This window comes from Staphylococcus sp. mip270_02, assembly GCF_054031535.1.
Genome location: NZ_CM132934.1, coordinates 48,659 through 74,165 on the forward strand (window position 1 = coordinate 48,659; position 25,507 = coordinate 74,165).

Here is a 25,507-nt window from a genome sequence, read left to right on the forward strand (position 1 = left end):
CTCCAAGTTTTAGTTTCCTACTGTATTGTAATTGAAATTTACTCATCTCTCAAAATAATCCGTTTAAGTATCTATATTTTTCACTAAAACACAAACTCCCTTTAATACGACATATTGCCATGTCGTTGTATTAAAGGGAGTTTACATTTAAATATTTACATACTTCTCTTAGTTTAATGTTACTGCGTCATATTAAAAAATTGTAATTCATAGATTGCTTTTTCGTCATACGCATTAAAACTATCTATTTTACCGTTTAAATATAACTCTTGTGTTTTTCTACTAACATTATGTTGGTAGGATAACTTAACGTTTAAATCAGATTCATAGCCATTGTTTTGGATGGTATTTTCAATTTCAGAAAATACATCTTTATTTATTGGCAATAAATATCCTTCTTTACTAGGTAGAATATTTACGTATTTAGTTTGTAGTACTTCTTGTTGGCCAATATAAATTTCAATTTTTATATTCTTCGCAGCACCACCACCAAGATTATATAACTTTAAGTAATCTTGGTCGGACTGACTTTCGATACCAACATTTTTCAGTTGCAGTTCATTTTTGTCTCGTGTAATCAATATTTGATTAAAACCAAGTGCTGGTAAAAAGCTGATCTTCATTTGATAAAGTTGCACACTGACTGACACAAAGTAAAAGAGCGCCATAATGAAAGTACCTAAAGAACCTATAGCCGATATAATGTTTATCATTATTTTAACACCTCCAAATTTTTTATGAGAGGCAGGATAAGCATTATAACATACATCATTTATAAAAAAAACGAGCTACTTATAAAAGTAGCTCGCCAACTAAGAGGAGTCTGTATACATGCCGAAGGGCATGTTACAGACCTGCCTCTTAATTAACATGCCCTAAGGCATGAAAATTCATTGTACAACGCTTTTGAACCATCCGCAACATATCTTTTAAATAAAATTATATAATTTTTTATACCTTAACAAATTGTATGATAATATTATATTTATAAAATATTATTAATACGTATAGGAGTTTATTATGTACTTTTTAAAAGCAATTACCTTATCCTATTTCAAATGCATACGGGCTATAGCACTATGCTTGTTTGCAACCATCACTTTTGTCACTGTTCTACCTTCTTCTAAAGTTTATGCCGCCGATTTATATGCCTCTATGTCAGAACTTATGGATGATACTGAATCTGGCGTAGATTGGCAACTATCATATCGTAATAATCAAAGTGACACATTAATTGCCGCTATACATGGTGGCAACATTGAAGCTGGTACGACAGAATTATCCACGTTAACTGCAGCTCTAGGCAATTATAATTATTATTCATTTCAAGGTATTCGCACATTAAACAATGCTGAATTACATGTCACATCAACAAACTTTGATGAACCTGTTGTAGAAGACATGCAACAAGCTGTTTCAAACTCTGTAATGATACATGGCGCAAGCGGTAGCGAACCAGCCGTTTATATTGGCGGTAAAGATGAACGTCTTAAATCATCTATAGAAAATGCATTACAAACAAAGGGCTTCAATGTTTTAGAATCACCATCCCACTTAGAGGGAGAATCTAGTCAAAATATAGCTAATAAAAATGCTAAAGGTGCAGGTGTTCAATTAGAATTAACTTATGCACTAAGACAGTCCTTTTTTAATAATCAAAATTTATCCATGAATTCTCGCTCGAATGAAGCAAATTGGAGTATTACAATGTATGCATTTGCCGAAGCCATTCATCAAGCAATTGAAGAAAATGATTAACTTTATCAAATATGGAACGTTATTATAAAATTATTCATAAACATTCAATTTTTGTAATATTCTCACAAATAACAAATTATTTTTCATCATTTTTGACGATTAACTCTGTTATTTATTAGAGTATAGTATATACTGACATAATTTATAGAAAATGAGGTTAATAATATGGATGATTTGAAAATAAACAAAAGATTAATTATGACCCCTGGCCCCGTAAGTGTAGACCCTCGTGTCTCTCAAGCAATGTCTAATTCAATTTTAGGTCAATTTGATTATGAATTTGTAGACATAATGAATAAAACGATGGAACTCATTAGAAAATCCTTTTTAACAGACAATCAATGGTCATTTCCTATCGATGGAACAAGCCGTGCAGGTTTAGAAGCCGTTATCTCTAGTATCGTCAAACCTGGTGACACCGTACTTGTCCCAATCATTGGTAGATTCGGTTACTTGTTTACTGAATTAGTAAAACGTGCAGGCGGTGTCGTACATAATATCCAAAAGCCAATGGGTGAAGTTTTTGAACAAGCAGAAATCATTGAAGCTTTAGATACTGTAAAACCAAAAGTACTCGCTATTGTACATGGTGAAACTTCTACTGGTCGCTTACAACCGATTGATCAACTAGGTCGTGCTTGTAAAGAACGCGGTATTTATTCAGTAGTTGATGCAGTAGCTACATATCAAGGTATGGTCATTCCGGTAGATGAGTGGGAACTAGATGCCGTCATCGGTGGTGCACAAAAATGTTTATCCATACCTTCAGGCATTACACCAATTACATTTAACGACAGATTTAGTGAAGAAATCAATAAACGTAAACGCGTAGAACTTGGTATCCGTTCAAATGAAAGTACGGAACAAGACTACTTTATACGCAGTAATTATCTCGATTTAACACAATTACAAGATTATTGGAGTCCTAAGCGATTAAACCACCACACAGAATCAACGACGTCGATTTACGCGCTATATACCGGTCTAAAAATAGCATTGACTGAAGGCATTGAAGCCCGAGCTGAACGTCATGCATATCACCAAGAAGGCTTGAAACAAGCATTGAAAGCTTTAGGTTTAGAAATATTTGGTGATGAGACAAATGAAATGAAAATGGTCATCTGTGTTAACATTCCAGATGGTGCGGATGATAGTAAATTTAGAGAAGGCTTGTTAAAAAATTACGGCATTGAGATTGCAGGATCCTTCGGTGAACTACAAGGTAAAATTTGGAGAATTGGCATCATGGGTTATGCTATTGAAAAGCAAAACATCTTAACATTCTTATCTATATTTTCACTTTACCTAGCACATCAAGGCGTACAAAATTTAAATCCAGAAAAAGCTATCGATACACTATTAGCTTATTACGCATAAAAACCAAAAGGAGAGACCTAGACATTGATTAATGTTTAGGTCTCTCCTTATATATGCAGTAGTCAGCTAATTACATGAATTAAATTGACTGCAGAAAATATTTTCACATAAATATCAAATCAATAATACTTATTAGTGATCTTCTACAACTCTATTTTTAGCAGCTGGATAGCCAAAAATAAAGAATAATGCTGACATCACAATTAAAGCAATAATGCCAGAATCCCAACTTTCCGTAGCATCATGAAGAAAACCAATCAAGAATGGTCCAACAGCGGCAATTAAATAGCCAACAGATTGACCAAAACCAGATAATGAAATACTACCATCACTTGTACGTGCTCGAATTGAGAAGAAAGTCATACATAAACTGAAACAAGCACCCATCGCTAATCCTGCGATGATAATACCAATAATCAGTAGCACTAATGATTGTGTAAAGAATAGGCTAAATCCTACTAAGAACAACACCGTAATAATCACGACTAATATGCGTTGGTCTTTCAATTTAGATGCGATGATTGGGAATGTAAAGGTCATTGGCACTTGTGAAAATTGATTGAGCATTAACAAATATCCTGCCGTAGAAGGGTCCAACCCTCTGTCTACAAGAATTGATGGCACCCAAGCCACTACGGTATAAAATACCATCGATTGGAAGCCCATCGTCAAGGCAACCATCCACGCCAATTTAGATTTCGTGATAGTGACCTTTTTAGGTCTATCTTGTTGATCCGCTATCGCCGTTGCCTTCTCTAATTGCACACCTTTTCGTGCTTTAGGTATCCACAATATGATTGCAATAATCGCAAAAAGAATCCAAAATGATAATGACACTCTAAAACCTAATGGTGTTATTTCTGACAGTGGAAAGCTTAAACCACCGCCTAAGCCAGCGGTAAAATTCATTGTTCCACTATAAATACCAGTAGCTAGACCAATTTGCATCGGGAAATACCATTTAACATAACTTGGTAACACCACGTTGCCGAATGCAATAGCAATTCCAAGAATGACCGTGCCAATTAAGAACAACGTAAAATCTCCTGCAATACGTAAATATAGTGCAACAATGAGTAGCATCGTAGAATACAATATTGTACGAGACATCGTTAATCGAGCTGTTACTTTTGAAACGAATGGCGAAACAATTGCAAAAATAATCAGCGGTATCGTAGTCAAGATGCCTGCAACACTGTTATTAATTTCCATAACTTGTTTAATTTCATCAACTACAGGACCGACCGACGTTAATGGCGCACGTAATGTTGAAGCAATAAAAACAATCGCAAGTATTACGCCCCAATTATTATTAACTTTATTGATGCGATATGGGTCAGTCATCTTATACCACCTTTCTTAAATCTCTTTTTTATAATTATATAATGATGAAGCGGGACAGTAATCTAACATTTCAATTTAGATTACTATTCCCGCCCCACAAAACAATTTGCTGATTAAAAAATTATAATAAAAATACAATAAACAATCAGTGTTTTGTAATGTTTATTATGCACTTCAATCAAAGCAGTATCACTTTGTACATATTACTTTTTACAATTAATTTACCGCTTCTATTGATGGCTCCAATAAAATACGAGTGCCAGCTTTACCTGCTAAAGCGTCTATCGCATCATCTAATGAACAAATAATGGCCTCTTTACCCATTTCAGCAAACTGAATTGCTGCTTCTATCTTAGGTAACATACTGCCAGCTGGAAATTGTCCTTCAGCAACATATTGTTTCGCTTGTTCAACAGAAATCGTTTTTAGTTTTTCTTCGTTTGATTTTCCAAAGTTAACACATACGTTTGAAACGTCAGTTAACATTACAAATGTATCGGCATCAACTTGTTCTGCTAATTTTAAACCTGAACGGTCTTTATCAATTACTGCTTCTACACCTTGAATATTACCATTGTCGTCTTTATAGACCGGAATACCGCCGCCACCTGAAGAAATAACGACTGCTTGGTCAATAAGTGACTTGATTTGATCTACACCATGAATAACTAATGGTTCTGGTGAAGGAACGACACGACGGTATCCTCTACCTGCATCTTCTACCATTACGAAACCATGTGTTTCTTCTAAACGCTGTGCTTCTATTTCATCAAAGAATACACCAATAGGTTTAGTTGGATTATTGAATGCAGGGTCATCTTTATCTACTTCTACCATTGTCAATAACGTTACTACATTACTGTCGATATTTAAAGATTTCAAATGATTTTTTAATGATTCTTCCATCATATACCCTATAAAACCTTGTGATTCCGCATTACAAGCATTAATTGGTAAAGGCTCGACAATGTCTTTAGCCGCTTCATTTTGGGCAATTATATTCCCTACTTGAGGCCCATTACCATGCGTAACCACAATATTGTGTCCTTGCGCTTTTAATTCAGCCATTTTTCGTGTAGCTGAATACACATTATTATATTGATTTTCGTATGACGCTTCTTGCTTTGGTTGAAGAATTGCATTACCACCTAAAGCTAATACTACACGTTTACTCATACGTTCCACTCCTTAAAGTTGTTGCTATAAATATCCCATACAATGTATCTTTTCCAGATGATGATCCTATTTCTAACAGTTGGTTCATGTGATACACCGTTGGTTGATGTTGCAACACTAATATTTTCGAACTAAACAATTCTTTTAATGCGCTATCCAAAAAGGCTGTAGCAACTATTGTTGTTAACTGTTCTTGAATAAGCTCCTGTATAATCTCTAAATTCTTATCAAATATAAAAGGCTTCATAAAATGCACAAATAACATACCAGTTAATATATCGTCACCTGAAGGAGTTAAACCTTGTCCTCTTCCAATCAAATAACGTAATGAAGATTTAACTGTCTTATCATCTTCTTGTTTCAATGTCTCCATGATGGACTGCATTTTCAAATAAGAAAAATCTCCCTTGTTATACTCTGAAAAGTCGTATGTTGTGATGTTTTCATGCAACATTGGCCATAAGAATGAGTTTGAATTTAGCTCAACCTTACTCGCATGTACCTCTTGATTACGCCAAACCAATTGACAATTATCGGTAATAAATATTGCATTTGCAGTTATTTTTATAGGTTGGTTCACAGCAATGTTTTCTAACAGTTGTTTTTTAGTTTGATGGTCTACAGTAACGCCAAATGGAAACGTACCATTTTCGTCACTACCTATAAAAATAAGTTTTTGATCATCATTTACAATGTTAAAGCCTTTTTCAAAAATACTATGCACATAAGACGTTTGTTGCTGTCCAAGTATTTCCTGGGCAATTGGCCCTATTGAACGCGCATAGAAAATCACGCTTTAAAGCCTAATTTTTCTGCATATGCCGTAATTGCTTTTTCAAAACATTCGATTGGCGGGTGTACTGTTCCAGCACCAATTTGACCGTAACCTGCAATTTTATGTGCAATACCTGTATTAATTACGGGTGTTATTCCTGTTTCTACTACTTTTCGTGCATCTATACCTAAACACGCACCTCTAAAGTTCCATGTAGGGATTGCAAAGTTAGGATTTTCACCGATACAAATTTCAGTCATTTCGTTGCTGATTTCTAAAGCATCATCAAATCCACCTGTACCTACGAATCTTGTTACTGCAGGTGCAGCAATCATTGCCATACCACCAACACCGATAGTTTCAGTAATAGCAGAGTCACCAATATCCGTATTAGCATCGTCTGAAGAATAACCTGTGAAATATAAACCTTGAGGCGTATTTACTGGTGCAGTGAACCATTCGTCCCCCATACCAGCGATGCGCACACCAAAGTTTTCACCATTACGACATAATGCAGTCACAACTGTACCGTGTTCAATTGTACGTGCAGCATCCATCATCGCTTTACCTGTTGCCATCGCTATATTTAGGAAGAATTGGTCTGTATCAGCTAAGAATTGAAGTACTTCTGTACGTTTTTCTTGTTCCACATCATCTAATGCAGCTATAATTGGTGTTACTTCTTTTAAAAATGCTAATGAAGCAGCAATGTTACGTTGGTGGAATTCGTCTCCCATTGCAATAGCTTTCGCAATAAGCACATTTACGTTCAAACCATCTTTCATTTGTTTTAAAGCTTTACTAAGTACAGGCCCCAAAACATCTTTCATCCAGTGCAGGCGGTTTACTACAGTTTCGTTGTAAGCGCCAAAACGTAGGACTGCACCTATACCTTCATTCATTTGACAATAAGCTTCATTACCAGTTTCTCTATTTTCTACAACTAAGACCGGCATATTTGCTGAAGTAATACCACCCATTGGTCCAACAGCTTTAACATGATGGCACGGAATAAATGTAATTTTTTCGTTTTCTAGTAATGAACGGGCATCTTCTTCGTTGTTCGCCCATCCTTCAAACAAGATAGCGCCTACACATGATCCTTGCATAGGATCTGTCATATTTTCATATTTAATCGGTGGTCCTGCGTGTAACAGTACGTGCTCTGTTAATTCAGGAATTTTTGATTTCGCTGGCACTACATCTACTAAAAACGGTGCTGCAGCAATCATCTTATCTATAACCGCCTGGTTTGCTTCATCTATTGTTTTGTAACCCATGTTATACCGTCTCTCCTTCGAAATTATTTAAATATTGGAGTACTTTCATTAGTTTTTCGTCTCCTCCAGCAATTGGACGCCAATTAAACTGTACAACTTCTGCGCCGCCATCTTGAATCGCTGATGTAAAACTTTGTAATCCAATATTAATTACGCTAGGTGTCATATTGATTAAATTCATCACTTTCTCATCAACAGTTAAATCTACTTTCTCTACTTCAAAAGATTTTATTTCACGGTTTGGTTGTGCCACATTACTACCAATAATGTTTAACGCAGTACGTACCATTTGATCATTTGTTTCACATACTACAGCTCCAGCTGCTTTTAAAGTGTTGATTTGTGCGTGATAATCTTGATGATCATGCTCTGTTCCAACTACAGTTGCTAACACTGCTAAAGAGCGTCCTTCTTCTTTTACTTTTTGAAGAATGTTTTTAATTGTCGGAGCTAATTCATTTGCCATATCATCATGACTACCATAACCAATGACATTATCTAACATAATGACTGCAGTTGATGGATCTGCTGATGATGTTTCTAACATTTCAATACGTTTTGATGGGTCAATCATAGGATGTGGCCTACCTTGAGTATAGATATCATCGCCTAAATCAATAATTTCATGATTTCCGCCTTTGTATGAGTAACCTTCTGGTGGTGCATCTGTTGAATCATCACCTAATGTATCTTTAACTAGCATTGCTGCTTCGGATGCTAAAGTACCTCCAGAGTAATACCCCTTGATACCATTTTGTTGTGCATTTAAAATCACCGAAATATTCTCTTTCACATGTGGTTTAAATTGTGGTGTTTCATCATTTGAAAGTTGAACAGAAATACGAGCAGCCTCTTCCAATGTATAAGCATGATAAATGTTTTCTTCAGTATACGTAGGCTTTGAACCTAAGAATAAAGTAACGACTGGTTTATCAATATTACGCAATAAATTCAACACTTTTTCTTCTACTTCTTTAGCTGGTGGCTTAGAAATAACAGTAATCACTTTAACTTTTGGATCTGAATTCAAAGCTTTTATGCTATCTAACATTGTGATTGCACCAACTTCAGTTGATAAATCACGTCCGCCTGTACCTAATGCATTCGTTACACCTTTACCCTCTCTATCGATAATCGTTGTCACTTCTTGAATACCTGTACCTGACGCACCTACGACGCCAATATCACCTTGGTTGACTGTATTAGTAAACGCCAGTGGCAAGCCATGAATAATTCCTGTACCACAGTCTGGTCCCATAACTAGTAATCCTTTATCATGGGCGATTTTTTTCAGACGTACTTCATCTTCTTTAGCAACATTGTCACTGAACATAAAGACATTTAAATTGTGGTTCAAAGCATTTTCTGCTTCCATAGCTGCATATTGTCCAGGGATAGAGATTAACGCAAGATTAGGATTGTTAGATAATTCTAACGCGCGCTTCCAGTTTGAAGCTTCATCTTGTTTTTGTGATTTATCGTCACTTTCATTTTTACCTTTTAATTCTGCTTCTACTTCTTGGTCAACTTCTTCAACCTTGTCTTTATCATCAGTATCAACAACGATGACAATGTCGTTTGGTTTTGCTTCTTCTAACTCAGGTGTACCTAAGCCAGATGATTTGAATATATCTTTATTAGCAGGCGTCCCCATCATAATAGATACTTTATTAACACCTTCAATAGCAGACAATTTATTTGATAGTAGCATTAATACAATTGAATCTTGATACGTATTTTCTTTAATTATTGTGTATAACATCTTATGCCTCCATTATTATTCTGCGAATCTATTTTTTCCGTGGTAACGATCATAATGTACATCATCCGAAATTAAGTATTCATAGATGTCATCAACAATTTCTATACCATTTTCGTCATATTTTTCACTGCGCATACGTCCACGTTCACCAGGATAGAAAATTTCACCATATCCTTCCGCAGCAGGTTGTGCTTTAAGCTCATCTAACATAGTTGAAATGCGTGTCTTAAACTGTTCTAAGTCAGTGAAAAACGCCGGATTTATTACAATATGCAATTGTCCTAAATCTCGTCCTTTGGTTAAATCTTTATACATTGATGATACGTGTACACCATGAGGGACACCTAATAAACTACCAGAGAGGATATCGACCATCATCATTAAGCCATAACCTTTTGGTCCAGCTACTGGAACGAGTGCATGTACATCTCTAGCGTCAGTAGTCGGCTCCCCTTGTGCATTAACTGCCCATGTATCTGGAATAGATAAATGTTTCGCTCTTGCATCAAGAACTTTCCCCCATGCTTGCACTGTCGTTGCCATATCAAATGTAATAATACGGTCGTCATTCGATGGCGCACTAAATGCAATCGGATTGGTTCCAAAGTAAGGTTCTGTACCACCAAACGGCACTACCATTGGATCTGATTGACACATACTAATACCAACCATATTCTCTTTTGCAGCCATTTCGACGAAGTAACCAAGTGCTCCACTATGAGAAATGTGCTTCATACCAACAACTGCAACACCGCTCTCCTCAGCCATTGCAATAGCTTTTTCCATTGCTTGTTTCGCAGCTTGGTGACCAGGTCCATTGTCTCCTTCAAAGACTGCAGCTGAAGGACCTGTTTGTTGAAATTGATAGTTTGGATTAGCTGTTATACCACCTTTAGCAATACGTTCTGCATAATACTCGACTCTGACAGCACCATGAGAATGGATACCTCTGTGATCTGCAAATGTCAATACATCGGCAACATCTTGTGCCGCACTTTCGTTTAATCCTGCTTTTACTAATTTATTTTTCATGAGTTCAAGCAATTGTTCTTTCGATACACGCATGCGAAAACCTCCTTACTTTATAGTCAATTCCACTATGTTTTATCTGCGTTCAGTCTATTTATCGCATTAAAAAGGAAGCTACTTGGGAGAGTAAGCTTGATCTTTAAATGTACACTATCATACATTTCATAACGTTCCCGTTTCACTTCCTTTAGTTTTATTTAATACAGTTGCTCTGATACTAAATAGTCATAAATACTTTTAGCGACTGGAATACCACTTTTAGCATAACGATGCTTTACTGTTTCCTGGATTTCTCCAGGGTAGTAGACTTGTTCAAATCCTTGTGCTGGTTTGATATCATGTAACTCATCAACCATTTCAGAGACCTTTTCTAAAAATAATGTTTTATCTCCAAAATAAGCTGGGTTTATTACGATATGAAACTGGCCTAACCTGCGGTACTGACTTAAATCCTTGTACATTGAAGTGACGTGTTGACCGAATGGCAATCCTAGGAGGCTGCCTGCTAAGATATCAACCATCATCATCAGCCCGTATCCCTTAGGCCCTGCGACTGGCAATAATGCCGCCACTTCGAACGGATCGGTTGTCGGTTCTCCTTGATTGTCCACTGCCCATGTATCTGGGATTGATTTATGTTTGGAACGCGCATCCAAGATTTTTCCCCACGCTTGCACTGTTGTTGCCATATCAAATAAAATAGGTTCGCCCGATTGTCGTGGCGCAGCAAACGCAATAGGGTTCGTGCCGAAGTATGGCTTCGTACCTCCGTATGGTACAACCATTGGATCTGATTGACATACTGTAATAGCTACCATTCCTCGTTTTGCAGCTTGTTCTGCAAAATAACCAATAGCGCCACTATGCCCCATTTCTTTGACGCCTACCATACCAATACCGCTATTCTCAGCCATGGTAATAGCTTCCTCCATTGCTTGATACGCAACATAATGTCCTACTGCATTATCTCCAAAATAAGTTCCAGCTGAAGGTCCATTTTGCGTAAATTCAAAACAAGGTTCTAAATTATAACCTTGCTTTGAAATACGTTCTGCATAATATTGCATACGCACGGAACCATGAGAGTGAATGCCACGCTCATCAGCAAATATCATAAGGTCAGCCGTTTTATCTGCTTGTACTTCAGGAAGGCCAGCTTGCGTCAATTTTTTCTTGAACAGTTCACGTAATTTATCTCTTTCAACGTATACTAACGTCTCTTCTTCCATCGTTAACAACCTTCCTTAAATTTCAATATCTCTATTAGCATCTTTTGAATAGATATATGCAAATGGTTCATCTAAACCTACTGCATATGTCGCTTGAGGTGCATAGGCACCCATAAAGATATAATCTCCTTTATCAACTGGCATCCATTCATTATCTAAGTTGTACATGCCACGTCCGCTTAAGATATAAGCACCATGTTCTTGTACATGTGTTTCGATATAGCCATGAGACGCACCAGGTTTAAATGATAAAATATGAATATTCATATCATATGCAAGTTCTTTTGGTAAAAGATCTAAAATTTTAACTTCTTCCATACCTTCATATGGTTCTTGCACCATATCATTAACGTTTCCAGTAACTACTTCTGGTGTATACCCTTCTAATGGCTGGTAACGTTTTTTATATAAAAATACTCTGCTATCATTATTTTGATTACTGTTTTCAAATGTCATAACTTGATGAGCTGGAACATATAAATAACCGCCTGCGTTTAACTCATACTTTTTATCATCTGCATATGCATTAATGTTACCGTATTCAACATAGATAAATGTTTGTACACCGTTACCTCCAAAGCCTTGTTTGTTACCGCCTTGATTTTTCAAAGTAACTAAATAATCTACAAAACGAGCACCTAACCTTGGAGAGCCCATGATTGTTACATCACAATCTTCGAAGCCTGGTACTACATTATTAACTAAGCCGTCTGGCGTAATTACTGCATAATTATCCTTTTTAATTACTGAACGTGTTTCTAATAAACCTTCTCTATAGCCTTGATTGTGGTTTAAATAACCCATAAAAACATTACTCCTTTTCTCTTTTTGTAATTTTTATTTTATAATCATTTTCTTGTTAAAATTGCTGAACAATTATTATTTAACTGTTTTAATCAGTGCTTATTTAACACTTATTCTTTATAAGCAAGTTGATATAATACTTGTTTAAGCACCTCTATACCTTTAACCAAATCTTCAATATCGGTCTCTTCTGAAACATTGTGACTCACACCATTAATAGATGGGACAAACAACATTGCGGTCGGTATGTATTTAGCAAAGATTTGAGAATCATGGCCTGCGCCTGATGGCATCATCTTACTATCATTAGAACCAACTACTTGTTCAGCAGCTTGTTCTACTACTTTGACTAAGCTCTCATCCATCATGGTCGGTGCCTCGTCCATCCACAAGTTAATGTCATATTCGACACCTTCTTGTTCTGATACCGTTTTGATGCAATCATCAATCGTTTTCGCAAAATCATTTAATGCTTCTTGATCGATGTGTCTACAATCAATTGAAAAAGTAACCTCACCCGGCACTACGTTCACTGTGTTTGGCACTGGATCAACACGACCAAAAGTAATAACTAATGGGTCACCAATCGCTCTTGCTTTATCAGTTAGCTCTGTTGCGATTTTACTAAAAGCAACTACCGCATCTCTTCTTAATCCCATCGGTGTTGTTCCGGCATGGTTTGCTTCACCTTTCAAATTAATCGTGTAACGTTTTTGTCCAACAATGCCATTGACCACGCCGATTGCTTTCTTCTCGGTTTCCAATACTTTGCCTTGTTCGATATGTACTTCAATAAATGACTTAATATAGCTATAATCGTTATCTTCACTGCGATAATCAAAACCAGCATTATTCATCGCTGTTTTAAAATTAATACCTTCGCCATCAGCAATGTCATTCACATCTTCACGTTTCGCTAAGTTAAAGAAGTTTTTGCTTCCCCAAAACGCATACGGGAAACGGCTACCTTCTTCTTCAGCTAATGCCAAGACTTCAAGTGAACGTAGTGGTTGGCCATGCTCAGCTTTCAATGATTGCATTGCAACTAACGCTGCTAATACACCAAACTGGCCATCTAAATGGCCACCTTCAACAACGGTATCAATATGTGACCCAGACATAATTGTCTCTTCGGGATATTTGCTACCTTCAATACGTCCTTTTAAATTACCGACACTATCAAAACTAGCTTCAAATCCTTCTTTTTCTAATGTATGTTTTAATTCATGTACAGCATTTGACCACTCATCTGAATATAGTAAGCGCGTAATACCGCCACCGTTTAATCCACCAAAACCGGTGAATTTTTTATCTAAAGATTCAAAAGAAGATCGTATGTCCATTAAATTCAACTCCTTTTTCATTTCATAACCAATTATAAGCGTTTACATTTTAGTTATCATTCACATTTCTAACAATAATGGTTAAGACTTTTATTCGATTTATACAAATACTTCTAAACATTTCTTTGAGATACTATAGTTAGCAAATTTTATATATAGGAGGATGATAGGTTTGTCTCAATATCATTCTAAAATTATGACTGAAGATGAATTCACCTTACCTTTCACAGTTATTAAAGCAAAAAGTAAACATGCAAAAGGCGTTATAACTTACTTTCATGGTGGAGGATTAATCTTTGGAAGCCCCGAGGATCTTCCACAGAATTACATAGACTTATTAACACAAGACTTTCACCTCGTTCTAGCTTCTTACCGTCTCGCACCTGAAAGTAATATTAATACAATTATTAGTGATGCTTTACTACAATATGATGCGATTAAACAACAGTACCCATCACTGCCTTTATTTACATTCGGTCGTTCTGCAGGTGCTTTTTTAGCAATGATTGTCTCAACACATCGTCGAGTTGATGGCATTGTTGATTTTTATGGTTATTGCCGTGTACATGTACCATCATTTTTAAGACCAAATTCACAGTACCAAACACTATCATCTAAAATCACTCCTGAGATACTTAATCAATTGATTCAACAGCAACCGTTAACCTCTGGGCCTATGCAAGCCAGATATCCTATTTATATACATGCACGTGGAGAAGCTAAATGGCTAGATTATTTAGGCATTCAGACCTCAACGCAAAGTGATTATAATATTTCACCTCAACAACTCAATCACTTTCCACCAACGTTCATTGTCCATTGTATCAATGATCCAGATGTGCCATATAGCGAAAGTGAATATATCTATCAAAACGTGAAAAATTGTCATATGGAAACTTTAGAAGATAACCAACATGACTTTGATAGAACAGTAAATGAAACTAGCATTAATTTATATAAGAAGGCCATACACTTTTTAAATCAACTCATTTAATTGAAGGAGAATGTTTATAGTGAATTTACAAAATGTTTTAGATAATTTTCAAACGTTTAATAACTTTGCTCGAAATGAACGAAATGGCGGTATTAATCGTATCGCATTTACACATCCAGAAAGGTTAGCTGCATTAAAGTTTTCTATGTTATGCCAAAAAGCTGGATTAGATGTATATTTTGATTTTTTCGGAAATGTCATTGCACGTAGAGAAGGTAAAAATCCATCTTTGAAACCTGTAGTTTTAGGTTCTCACATTGATACTGTGAAAGACGGTGGCCAATATGACGGATTACTTGGTGTATTAGGGGCTTTAGAGGTTATTGAACATTTAAATGCCCATAAAATAGAAACTGATCACCCTATCATCGTTATTGCTTTTGCCTGTGAGGAGTCAACAAGATTTAATGAGGCTACATTAGGAAGTAAATACTTAACAGGTAAGATGACTAAATCTGATATGAAATATATTAAAGACAATGAAGGCAATATACTTTATGATGTCGTCGAACCCTTATCTCAAGATATGCACGACAAGGCTGCATTATTTGAACGTAACCAAATTAAAGCATTCTTAGAGCTACACATTGAACAAGGTCCAATCCTTGAAAAGAACAACAAAGATATTGGTATTGTCACAGATATTGCTGCTCCTCACCGTTTTAAGTTGAATATCCAAGGTGTCACGAGTCATTCTGGTTCCACCCCTATGCCTATGAGAATTGATGCGCTGACTACATCGTCAGAAATTATTTTAAGTATTGAATCTATAGGGCGAGCTTATCATGACCAAGGCATTGTTACGACAGTTGGTTACGCTAATGTATATCCAAATACGATGAATGCAATTCCAGGAGAAGTTACTTTGCTTATTGATATTCGTGGAAAAGATCTAGCCGTACGTGAACAAGTTGTTACAGAAATCAAACAACAAATTCAAGCTATTACTCAAAAACGTAAAACAGTATACAATATAGAAGATTTAGGCCAAGACAAACCACGAAGTTTCAATCATAAAATGGCTCAAATTACTGAATTGAGTTGTCTTAAGTCCGACTATAGTTTCCGTTATATGTATAGTGGTGCAGGCCATGATGCAATGAATTTCGCACCTATTTGTCCCACGAGTATGATTTTTATTCCTTGTAAAAAAGGAATTAGTCATTCACCAGAAGAATCTGTCACTGAACAACAAATAGCCAAAGGTATTCAAGTTTATATAGATACAACGATTGAGATAGCCAGACTAGAAACAATATTAGAAGATTAATACATCTATTATAAAATGTTTCTTTCGTTGATTTTCTCCAAAATAATAATATAATTAACAACTAAAGTGAGCATCCTATTACACAAAGTAGGTTTCTCACTTTTTTACGCACTATATTTCATGAAAAACGTTACATGTTAAAATTAAATTTTTGACTCCAAAATACTTTTAAAGACTATACAATGACAGAGGTTGATTATAATGACGAAGATATGTTTTATCAGACATGGGGAAACTGATTGGAATATTGCTGGGAGATTACAAGGGCTTACAAATACCCCTTTGAATGAGAAGGGTATCGAACAAGCCAAAGCATGCGGTCAGCATTTAAAAGAATCACATTGGGATGTAATTCTTACAAGCCCATTATCAAGAGCTAAAACAACTGCACAATGGATTCAACATTACTTAAATATTCCATTAATAGAAAACGACGCATTTATCGAAGTCTCTTTTGGGGATGCTGAAGGTTTAACTCCGGAAGAACGCAGTGCAAAATTCCCTTCACTCATTTATCCAAATAAAGAAAAAGAAGCGGTAATCAAAGACCGCTTCTTAAAAGGTATAGATTTAGTTAATAATATTTATAAAGATAAAAATATATTAATCATTTCTCATGGAGCTTTTATAAATGCAATATTTCATCATTACTCAAATGGTAACTTGGGGACCGGTATCACAAAACTTACAAACGGCAGTATAAGCACACTAAAAATTACTGATGGTCATTATACTATTATCAACTATGACCAAACTTCACATTTGCCGATGCAAAGCTCAGGAATTTAAAAACATGAAGCACATGAAACAGAAATCTAATATATTAAAAAAAGATTTCGTTGCCTTTTCCTGACAATATGACTAGATTTTGAAAGTGGTTAAATGTTCACCTGAGTTTTCTCTCATGCATAAGTGAGTGGGACAGAAACCAAATTTTCTAATACAGATTTCGTAGTCCCGCCCCGACAAGTGTTACTAGGATTGAAAAAATCTTGATATAATCGTATTTTCAATCCAGTCACCTACTGCCAAATTGGAAACGAGCCTGAGACATCTATTTATGTCCCAGGCTCTATAACAGTTAGTACTCACTTCTCAAAATAGCATAGTTTAATGTATCACTATATTCACCGTCTACTAGTCTATTTTCTCTAAATACGCCTTCTAGCTTCATTTCTATATTTTGTAACACCATTCTCGCCGCTATATTATTTGAATCAATAGATGCCCATACTCTGTTTAATTTCAGCACTTTAAAAGCATATTTTATAATGGTTTTAGCTATATTTGTTGCTATACCATTGTTCCAATAATTCGGATGAATAATAAATTCAATTTCGGCACTTTTATTCCCTTCATCTATAGCCAATTGTATCGTCCCAATAACTTTATCAGTATCAGGATTAACTAAAACATTATAAACAAAATTCGAATCTTGATTTATAACTTCGCCAATAAATTGTTTTGTCTCTTCATAAGTTTGAGTACTCCAAGTTTGATACTTAGTTACTTCTGTTAAATTATGTAATTCACTTATGTCATCTATATCTGTATCTATTAAATCTCTAGAATAGAAATCCATATTTACCCTCCTAAGATTTTAGAAATCAACTATTATTACTACCTTATTCATATCTCTTTTGTAGCTTGAATCATTTATGAATTAGGTTTTTATATTCAATTGCATCAACTATTTTATCAGCCGATGGCACATTAAAGCTTATCAATATAGAATTTATTTAACTTAAATATTCAATACTGTCACTTTAATTTATCATAGGTTAAATACTACTAAAAATGAAAACAATTATTCCAAGAGTCTCACGCTTGCCTCCAATAGTGAAAACTTCAACTTAAACACTAACGATAAATTGATTTAAAATCACTCAGCAAACCAATAAATTATAACTATATTTCCAAAATTTAAATTTATAAATAAAATTTATTTATAGGCATTATAACTTTATATACACATTAGTTAAATATTAAGTTATCATTTAATAACAACTTAATATTTAACTTTTTTATTTTATGAATATATTTCAGTAAAAAGTTCACCCTGATTGGTGAACTTTTTTTATTCAAATTACGTATTTTTATAAACAAGGAGGGGAAGGCATGCTAGATGAAAATGATCTATATAAACTGATTGTTGAGAAAAAGGATAGCAAAAGTCTAGAAATCCTATATGATCGGTACGAGTCATTGTTATTTAATTTGGCTTATAAAATCACTCAAGACAAGCAATCTAGTGAGGAAATCTTACAAGATATTTTTATGAAAATTTGGCATCAAAAAGCAATTTTCAAATCTGAAAAAGGTAAATTATCAACTTGGCTCATTACACTATGTCGTAATGGAGCAATTGACATTGTAAGAAAGCGAAAAATCACAGAAAGTGAATTCAATGAGGAATTTCAGGGCCTGCAACTGAGCGGCTTACCTGAGTATGATTTATTAGATAAAGAGTGTTCAGAACAAATTCAAAAAATGATTTCATATTTAAATAAAGATCAACAAGATATCATTGCCCTATTTTATTATAAAGGGTTAAGCCAACAAGAGATTGCATATAAATTAAACACACCATTAGGTACTGTAAAGAGCAGACTTCGATTATCAATACAACATTTAAATAACTACTTTAAAAAAGTTTCAAGAAGGGAGCGTGAAGAAAATGAACGATAAAAAAGTTGATCAAGTATACGATTATTTTAATGACAATTTAGATGAACACGAAAAAGAAGAAATTGAAAAAGAATTAAATTCATCTTCTGAAAGTAATGAAACTTTGGATAGCATTAATATTCTTCATGACACGCTTCCTTATATTAATAAAGAAGTCGAACCTCCAACAGGTATGAAGCGAAGAATATTAGACTCAGTTATTAATGAAGAACATGAAAATCAACAGGATAAAACCAACGATTTCAATAAAGACGCAACATCTTTCCACAAGAATAATAGCCAAAATTCAAATGAATCTAAACAATATAAAGAAAACAATATAAAAACAAAACAAAGTGATTATAAGCAAATTAAACGTACGCCCGGCAAAAAACTTTCTATAGGAATTATGGCAGCATTATTACTGCTATCTCTAATTGGCAATGGCGTTCAATATTTTAACCACAAAGAATCAAAAAAACAATCATCACCGATGATTAATACCAATGATACCCACGCCATTAATTTAAAATCTATGAATGATGAAAAAACACAAGGTCAAGCTTATGTATCTAATGGCAAGACTAATAATAAGTTAATGGTCGAAGCTAACGATATTGAAGCCACAAAAGGTAATGAAGTTTATCAAGTTTGGATCATTAAAAATGATAAACCATATCCAGCTGGAACATTCGCAACTACAAACAATAAGGGTATGGTCGTATTCAACTTAAATGAAATTAATGTAGACAAGAACGATACTATTGCAATCACTCTTGAACCTTCACCAAACAACCAAGAACCGAAAGGGCAAATGGTTATGGCTAGTAAAGAAGTTTAATAAAATCATCTGAAAGGATCACAAATTTATGTGATCCTTTTTTAATTTTTATACGTATATTTCTTAATTACATTTTTAATAAAACTACGATTATATTTGTACAATAAGAAACTCACTAAAAAGGTGGAGAAAAACTATGAAAATTACAATTAAAGATATCTTGTCAATTATTGAACAAAATACAGTGGAATCTTCAAAATGTGTAAAATTGGATTCAGAAGTCGTTTGTGAAAAAGTTACTTCAATGTACCAAGATATAAGTCAAGCTACCCTCTTTATGTTAAAAGATTCAGACAACGTAACATATTATGCACAATGTGCTTGTAAAATGAATCCATTGCTTGTGATTACCGATGCAAGCCCTTCAAAATTTAGCCATTTTGAATATAACCTACCTATTATTTTTATAACAAATTTTCCAGAAGTAGCTAATAACTTAATCAAATTATTTTATAAAAATGCAATTGAAAATATTAAATGTATCGCTGTTACAGGTACAAATGGCAAGACGACAACTAGTCATATGATTGGTAATTTACTTACACAACTTGATAAAAAAGTTGCCATCATAGGGACAATGGGAGTATACGACTGTAATTATAATAAACTTGACTTTAACCACTCGACTCAAACTACACCAATGTATTTCGAAATGGCTGAGATTATAAATTATTTTTATAATGAAAATTACGATTATATCGTCTATGAAGCTACTTCTATAGCTTTGGAACAACGCCGGACAGATTTCATCAAAAATGATTTAGCCGTTTTTACTAATTTTAGTCCAGAACATCTAGAATATCACGGTACTATGACTAATTATTTAAAAGCTAAATTAAGATTAGATAAATTAAGCTCACTAAATTTAGTCAATTTAGATACGGCAGAATATCGTACTATTTTAAAAGACGAACAACATTTTTCTACTACACAAAATGCATATTATCGTTATCATATTACTAATGACACTATTGATATCGAAATTAACGATGATGCATATACTATCATACCTAAGTTTAAAGGAGGTCATAACTTTATAAACTTAGCCACAAGTATATTTGCTTTGGATAAATTAGGTTTTGATTCAAAGCAAATTGTAAAAGTTGCTTCAATAATTAATCCGCCACTCCATCGTTTTCAAATTATAGAAATAGATGCTTATATGATTATATTAGATTTTGCACACACTGCTTTGGCCATTAAAGAATCTATAAATAACGCTTTGAATTATAGTAAAAGTATTAATAAGAACTTAAACACGATGGTTACAGGTATAGGTTTGAGAGGTTTAGATAAAATAAAATTGACTGTAGATACTTTGCCTAAAGGTATTCACAAGTTGATGATTGCTGCGGAACAAGTAGGCTATGAAGACCCAGAAAAAATCCTCCGTTTTATGTTTAATCATTTGCCAGATTGCTATAAAACGAGCAATGTTTTGCGTGGCTCCTCACGTAAAGAGGGAATAAAGTCACTTTTACAAGCAACAGATAAAAATAATGAGATTATTTTACTCACTGGGATAAATGAACCGCAAAATTATAGAGGTAAAAAGTATGATCATGATGATCAAGAATATGCAAAACAAATATTACAAGAACTAAAAACTTAAACAATAACGCTAAAAAAAGCCCCTTAAATCGGGACTTTTTTTGCTCTTATGCACATTCAAATTAACTAATCATTACTTTCATTAAATAGCCATGCTTATCGAAGAAAGCTTTATACATACCGTTATTTGTTTCGTAAGTCATATAAGAGCCATCCGCCGTCTTGCCTTCATCCACCATATTATTAGTCATATGTGATTTTTCAAACATTTCTTTACTTATCGTGTCTGGTTTCGTATCAAAAGTGATATGAATTACTTGCCCATCTTTATTCATATCAATCATTGAGTCATAAACTGCTTTACTTGATGCAACATCTTTATCAGATGTAGCTGTATTAACTTTATAACCATCAATCATAACGTTGTCATGTTGTAATGCTCTTACAAAATCATATTCTTGAGTAAATTGTCCATCATATGTTGTATATCCATTATAATTATAATATGGCGTCATAGTTTTTTGCCCCATCTGTTCATTCATTGCCATGTCCTGTTGGTTCATGTTGTTATTCATTTGTCCCATCTGGTCGTTCATTGCCATATCCTGTTGGTTCATGTTGTTATTCATTTGCCCCATTTGGCCGTTCATTGCCATGTCCTGTTGGTTCATGTTGTTATTCATTTGTCCCATTTGGCCGTTCATTGACATGTCCTGTTGGTTCATGTTGTTATTCATTTGTCCCATTTGGCCGTTCATTGCCATGTCCTGTTGGTTCATGTTGTTATTCATTTGTCCCATTTGGCCGTTCATTGCCATGTCCTGTTGGTTCATATTGTTATTCATTTGTCCCATCTGGTCGTTCATTGCCATATCCTGTTGGTTCATATTGTTATTTGTTGTCGTATTGGCTTGAGCTGATCCTGCTCCTAAAAAAAGACTTGTCGCTAATACTGATGAAATCATTAATACTTTATTATTCATAAATCTCCACCCCTTTTTTAATATTTTATGAATGATTCTTGTTGTATGTTTCTTCTTGATCTTACGCTTAAAAACAAAAGGCTGTTTTACTGACAATAAAACTAATTGTGTTGCGTAATGCCCCCTTTTTTACTCTACTTACTAAAACATACGTATTTTTACTATTATAAGTTCACTTTTTATAAAAATTATTTAAACTAAATGAAAATATTCTTCTAACGTGAGGTTAGTATTTTTCATTTTTTTCGCATCTTCTTTCCCCAAATACCTTAAATGCCATGGTTCGTACATAAATTGGGTAATGTGTTCTTTACCTTTAGGGTATCGAATAATAAAGCCGTAATGATGAGCGTTATCTTCCAACCATTCACTCTCTTTAGTATATTGAAACAGTTCCTTAGCTGATTCATGTAACCCTGGAGTAGCAACATCAAAAGCAAGACCAGTCTGATGTTCAGAGAATCCAGGTTTAGCACTATAAAGTTGTGCTTTTTTTAAACCATCACGTTGCACGTACATTTTAAACAATCGCATCTGTTTAAGATACGAACGAAAACCGCTTATAATAATCAATCGAAGTCCTTGTTTATTTGCATCATTAATCATTATCTTTAAAGCGTTTAGCGCTTTTAATTTTGGAAATGGCGTATAAAGTGGAGAGATTTTATAGTCTTTATTTACGATAATATGACTATTAAAATAATAAGCTCCGTTCTTTTTTATAATAGTATTATCATAACGTTTTTGTTTTTTATTTAAGAAATAAATTATTAAGATTAAAATTACAACTAACCATGGGATTACTTTTCTCATATACTCATCCTTATCACCACATATTTTTATAAAAACATACTTCTTGTAACGTTCAGTTCACAAATCTTAGATTTCATTTTTAAACTTACTTTACCCTAGCGCTACTTCAATTTATGTTTTATGAACTATAAATGCCTCCATATTTGCATCATTGACAGACTAGTACCCTAAAATATTTAGCCGTTATTTGTTCAATAACATTACATTTAATAAAATGATAAATCAATCAAAAACTCAAAACATAAAATTACACATAAAAATTGAGCTTGATATTATAAACTATAAATTTCATTTATAGATAAGTATTATCAATTAAAATGATGTTTTGAGAAAAAAACTCTGTACATAAACGAATTTTTAGATATAATAAATTATAATAATTATAATTAGATATTAATTATAATTTGGGAGGTTTAATGATTATGTAAAAACTATCTATCCAGTCTTATATTAGAGTTATAAAAACAACGTTAGCTATGTTTATACGACTTTCATTATCGAAACTCTGTATAAAATATTACTTAATATAAATTTGAAGCTCTGTTTCCAACACATTTTTATTGGAAAGGATTCAAATTCATTTATTTGATGATAAAAAATATGATTAAAATAAAGGAGATTAAACTATGAATAAAAAGTTAACAGGGCTATTTGGTGCTCCTGTATCAGATAGAGAAAATAGTATGACTGCAGGTCCAAGAGGTCCTTTATTAATGCAGGATATTTATTTCCTTGAACAAATGGCACACTTTGATAGAGAAGTAATTCCAGAGCGTCGAATGCATGCTAAAGGGTCAGGCGCATTTGGTACCTTCACAGTAACAAATGATATTACAAAATATACATGTGCAAGTATATTTGCTGAAATCGGTAAACAAACAGAAATGTTTGCACGATTTTCAACTGTAGCAGGCGAACGTGGTGCAGGCGATGCAGAACGAGATATTAGAGGATTTGCTTTGAAGTTTTATACAGACGAAGGTAACTGGGACTTAGTTGGTAATAATACACCCGTATTCTTCTTTAGAGACCCTAAATTATTCCCAAGTTTAAACCATGTGGTTAAACGGAATCCAAAAACAAATATGAAAGACCCACAAGCGAACTGGGATTTCTGGACATTATTACCAGAAGCTTTACACCAAATTACAATTTTAATGACAGACCGTGGTATCCCTAAAGGTTTTAGAAATATGCATGGTTTTGGTTCTCATACATACTCTATGTATAACGATAAAGGCGAACGTTTTTGGGTCAAATTCCATCATAGAACACAACAAGGTATAGAGAACTATTCTGCAGAAGAAGCCGAACAAGTGATGGCTAAAGATAGAGATTCTTCTCAAAGAGATTTATTCAATAATATTGAACAAGGCAATTTCCCTAAATGGAAAATGTACATTCAAGTAATGACGGAAGAACAAGCTCGTAAGCATAAAGATAATCCTTTTGATTTAACTAAAGTTTGGTATAAAGATGAATATCCATTAATTGAAATTGGTGAGTTTGAATTAAATCGAAACCCTGAAAATTATTTCCAAGATGTTGAACAAGCTGCATTTGCACCAACAAATATCGTCCCTGGTTTAGATTTCTCACCAGATAAAATGTTACAAGGTCGACTATTTTCATATGGAGATACTCAAAGATACCGCTTAGGTGTTAACCATTGGCAAATTCCAGTGAACCAACCTAAAGGTGTCGGTATGGAAAACATATGTCCATTTAGTAGAGATGGGCAAATGCGTATCTTAGATAATAATCAAGGCGCTAGTACACATTATTACCCAAATAGTAACGGCACATTTGAAGATCAACCACAGTACAAAAAACCCGCTTTAGATATTCAAGGGCAAGCATATGAATATGACTTTCGTGAAGATGACGATAATTATTTTGAACAACCTGGTAAATTATTCCGTTTATTATCATCTGAAGAACAACAAATATTATTTAAGAATACTGCGAATGAAATGAAACCCGTTACCGACGCATTAAAACACCGCCATATCAGACATTGCTATAAAGCCGATCCTGCATACGGTCAAGGTGTAGCCGAAGCTATGGGAATTGATATCAATGAAGTAAACTTAGAGGTCGCAGACTAATATACAAGAAAAAGGTGATTATTATGATATTAGATAACGTAAATCCAGAAGATTTGTTTCCAACTGAGAAAAAAGGACCTGCCATTCTAGGTAAAATGGAATATCCTATCAATGGTAATGTAAAAACATATGATGCTGCATACATTGCAACAAATGAACGTCTTATCTTAAACGTAGATATGGACGGCCAATTTTACTATAGAAATATCCGTTATGATGAAATAGAAGATGTTCAATTAGATAATGATACACTAACAATACGTTTTAGTATTGGTACATTTCCAATTACAAATTTAAATAAAAATGACGCCGAACAATTCATAAGTTATATCGAAACTAAGCGTACTTAAATAAAAAAGGATGACTTCTACCAATGATTGCATAGAAGTCATCCTTTTTATTA

23 protein-coding genes are annotated in these 25,507 nt (G+C 34.1%); 10 read left to right on the forward strand and 13 right to left on the reverse strand.

What is annotated here, in order from left to right; genetic code table 11:
* Window positions 1–179: 179 nt before the first annotated feature.
* Window positions 180–713, reverse strand: coding sequence for a hypothetical protein (locus ACW5YJ_RS00195; RefSeq protein ID WP_153672527.1), 534 nt, complete (start codon window positions 711–713; stop codon window positions 180–182).
* A 307-nt stretch (window positions 714–1,020) separates the two neighbouring features.
* On the opposite strand from ACW5YJ_RS00195, the gene ACW5YJ_RS00200 reads away from it, so the two are divergent.
* Together ACW5YJ_RS00200 and ACW5YJ_RS00205 are read left to right on the forward strand one after the other, a co-directional pair.
* Window positions 1,021–1,758, forward strand: a complete 738-nt coding sequence (locus ACW5YJ_RS00200) for a poly-gamma-glutamate hydrolase family protein (RefSeq protein ID WP_017723306.1) — start codon at window positions 1,021–1,023, stop codon at window positions 1,756–1,758.
* 165 nt (window positions 1,759–1,923) lie between these two features.
* Window positions 1,924–3,135 carry a pyridoxal-phosphate-dependent aminotransferase family protein gene (locus tag ACW5YJ_RS00205; protein ID WP_171914430.1) on the forward strand — a complete coding sequence of 404 codons (1,212 nt, stop codon included), beginning with the start codon at window positions 1,924–1,926 and terminating at the stop codon, window positions 3,133–3,135.
* A gap of 132 nt (window positions 3,136–3,267) precedes the next feature.
* On the opposite strand, the gene ACW5YJ_RS00210 is transcribed toward ACW5YJ_RS00205, so the two are convergent.
* The 9 genes from ACW5YJ_RS00210 to allC all read right to left on the reverse strand — a co-directional run bounded on the left by ACW5YJ_RS00210 (window position 3,268) and on the right by allC (window position 13,877).
* Window positions 3,268–4,479 (reverse strand): CynX/NimT family MFS transporter, encoded by a 1,212-nt coding sequence (locus ACW5YJ_RS00210; protein ID WP_426432885.1) that lies wholly within the window; start codon window positions 4,477–4,479, stop codon window positions 3,268–3,270.
* A gap of 216 nt (window positions 4,480–4,695) precedes the next feature.
* Window positions 4,696–5,655 carry a carbamate kinase gene (gene arcC, locus ACW5YJ_RS00215; protein ID WP_017723309.1) on the reverse strand — a complete coding sequence of 320 codons (960 nt, stop codon included), beginning with the start codon at window positions 5,653–5,655 and terminating at the stop codon, window positions 4,696–4,698.
* Window positions 5,648–6,448, reverse strand: a complete 801-nt coding sequence (locus tag ACW5YJ_RS00220; protein WP_171915305.1) for an oxamate carbamoyltransferase subunit AllH family protein — start codon at window positions 6,446–6,448, stop codon at window positions 5,648–5,650. The genes arcC and ACW5YJ_RS00220 overlap by 8 nt, the downstream gene beginning before the upstream one ends.
* Window positions 6,445–7,710: a YlbE family protein gene (locus tag ACW5YJ_RS00225; RefSeq protein WP_107551611.1), complete on the reverse strand. Its 1,266-nt coding sequence runs from the start codon at window positions 7,708–7,710 to the stop codon at window positions 6,445–6,447. Before ACW5YJ_RS00225 ends, ACW5YJ_RS00220 begins: the two co-directional genes overlap by 4 nt.
* Window position 7,711: 1 nt before the next feature.
* Complete coding sequence (locus tag ACW5YJ_RS00230; RefSeq protein WP_017723312.1) at window positions 7,712–9,472, reverse strand: acyl-CoA synthetase FdrA; 1,761 nt, start codon at window positions 9,470–9,472, stop codon at window positions 7,712–7,714.
* 15 nt (window positions 9,473–9,487) lie between these two features.
* Window positions 9,488–10,537, reverse strand: a complete 1,050-nt coding sequence (gene allD, locus ACW5YJ_RS00235) for an ureidoglycolate dehydrogenase (protein WP_107551609.1) — start codon at window positions 10,535–10,537, stop codon at window positions 9,488–9,490.
* Between the two features lie 161 nt (window positions 10,538–10,698).
* Entirely contained in the window at window positions 10,699–11,730 is a 1,032-nt protein-coding gene (allD, locus tag ACW5YJ_RS00240) for an ureidoglycolate dehydrogenase (protein ID WP_457338307.1), read from the reverse strand.
* A 15-nt stretch (window positions 11,731–11,745) separates the two neighbouring features.
* Entirely contained in the window at window positions 11,746–12,534 is a 789-nt protein-coding gene (gene allE / locus ACW5YJ_RS00245) for a (S)-ureidoglycine aminohydrolase (protein ID WP_017723315.1), read from the reverse strand.
* A 110-nt stretch (window positions 12,535–12,644) separates the two neighbouring features.
* Window positions 12,645–13,877 (reverse strand): allantoate deiminase, encoded by a 1,233-nt coding sequence (gene allC, locus ACW5YJ_RS00250; protein ID WP_017723316.1) that lies wholly within the window; start codon window positions 13,875–13,877, stop codon window positions 12,645–12,647.
* A 163-nt stretch (window positions 13,878–14,040) separates the two neighbouring features.
* Here allC and ACW5YJ_RS00255 point away from each other — a divergent pair, with 163 nt between their 5' ends.
* The 3 genes from ACW5YJ_RS00255 to ACW5YJ_RS00265 all read left to right on the forward strand — a co-directional run bounded on the left by ACW5YJ_RS00255 (window position 14,041) and on the right by ACW5YJ_RS00265 (window position 16,930).
* Window positions 14,041–14,871 (forward strand): alpha/beta hydrolase, encoded by an 831-nt coding sequence (locus ACW5YJ_RS00255; protein ID WP_051035290.1) that lies wholly within the window; start codon window positions 14,041–14,043, stop codon window positions 14,869–14,871.
* A 19-nt stretch (window positions 14,872–14,890) separates the two neighbouring features.
* Window positions 14,891–16,141, forward strand: coding sequence for a M20 family metallo-hydrolase (locus ACW5YJ_RS00260; RefSeq protein WP_457338308.1), 1,251 nt, complete (start codon window positions 14,891–14,893; stop codon window positions 16,139–16,141).
* Window positions 16,142–16,342: 201 nt separating this feature from the next.
* Entirely contained in the window at window positions 16,343–16,930 is a 588-nt protein-coding gene (locus tag ACW5YJ_RS00265; RefSeq protein WP_457338309.1) for a histidine phosphatase family protein, read from the forward strand.
* 292 nt (window positions 16,931–17,222) lie between these two features.
* On the opposite strand, the gene ACW5YJ_RS00270 is transcribed toward ACW5YJ_RS00265, so the two are convergent.
* Window positions 17,223–17,723 carry a GNAT family N-acetyltransferase gene (locus ACW5YJ_RS00270; protein WP_107551605.1) on the reverse strand — a complete coding sequence of 167 codons (501 nt, stop codon included), beginning with the start codon at window positions 17,721–17,723 and terminating at the stop codon, window positions 17,223–17,225.
* A 536-nt stretch (window positions 17,724–18,259) separates the two neighbouring features.
* On the opposite strand from ACW5YJ_RS00270, the gene ACW5YJ_RS00275 reads away from it, so the two are divergent.
* The 3 genes from ACW5YJ_RS00275 (at window position 18,260) to ACW5YJ_RS00285 (ending at window position 21,261) form a co-directional block, all read left to right on the forward strand.
* On the forward strand, window positions 18,260–18,829 hold the full coding sequence (locus ACW5YJ_RS00275) for an RNA polymerase sigma factor (RefSeq protein WP_017723321.1): 570 nt from the start codon (window positions 18,260–18,262) through the stop codon (window positions 18,827–18,829).
* Window positions 18,819–19,649: an anti-sigma factor gene (locus ACW5YJ_RS00280; protein WP_135092599.1), complete on the forward strand. Its 831-nt coding sequence runs from the start codon at window positions 18,819–18,821 to the stop codon at window positions 19,647–19,649. The genes ACW5YJ_RS00275 and ACW5YJ_RS00280 overlap by 11 nt, the downstream gene beginning before the upstream one ends.
* A 136-nt stretch (window positions 19,650–19,785) precedes the next feature.
* The gene (locus ACW5YJ_RS00285) at window positions 19,786–21,261 is read left to right on the forward strand and encodes a Mur ligase family protein (RefSeq protein WP_135092598.1); all 1,476 of its coding nucleotides are present in this window, start codon (window positions 19,786–19,788) and stop codon (window positions 21,259–21,261) included.
* A 61-nt stretch (window positions 21,262–21,322) separates the two neighbouring features.
* Here the strand turns inward: ACW5YJ_RS00285 and isaB are convergent, their stop codons facing one another.
* The gene (gene isaB / locus ACW5YJ_RS00290) at window positions 21,323–22,183 is read right to left on the reverse strand and encodes an immunodominant staphylococcal antigen IsaB family protein (RefSeq protein WP_457338310.1); all 861 of its coding nucleotides are present in this window, start codon (window positions 22,181–22,183) and stop codon (window positions 21,323–21,325) included.
* 192 nt (window positions 22,184–22,375) lie between these two features.
* Window positions 22,376–22,996: a M15 family metallopeptidase gene (locus ACW5YJ_RS00295; RefSeq protein WP_135092596.1), complete on the reverse strand. Its 621-nt coding sequence runs from the start codon at window positions 22,994–22,996 to the stop codon at window positions 22,376–22,378.
* A 626-nt stretch (window positions 22,997–23,622) separates the two neighbouring features.
* On the opposite strand from ACW5YJ_RS00295, the gene ACW5YJ_RS00300 reads away from it, so the two are divergent.
* Together ACW5YJ_RS00300 and ACW5YJ_RS00305 are read left to right on the forward strand one after the other, a co-directional pair.
* A complete protein-coding gene (locus tag ACW5YJ_RS00300; RefSeq protein ID WP_457338311.1) occupies window positions 23,623–25,104 on the forward strand; it encodes a catalase in 1,482 nt (493 codons plus the stop codon).
* Window positions 25,105–25,127: 23 nt separating this feature from the next.
* Complete coding sequence (locus ACW5YJ_RS00305; protein ID WP_017723327.1) at window positions 25,128–25,454, forward strand: PH domain-containing protein; 327 nt, start codon at window positions 25,128–25,130, stop codon at window positions 25,452–25,454.
* Window positions 25,455–25,507 lie beyond the last annotated feature (53 nt).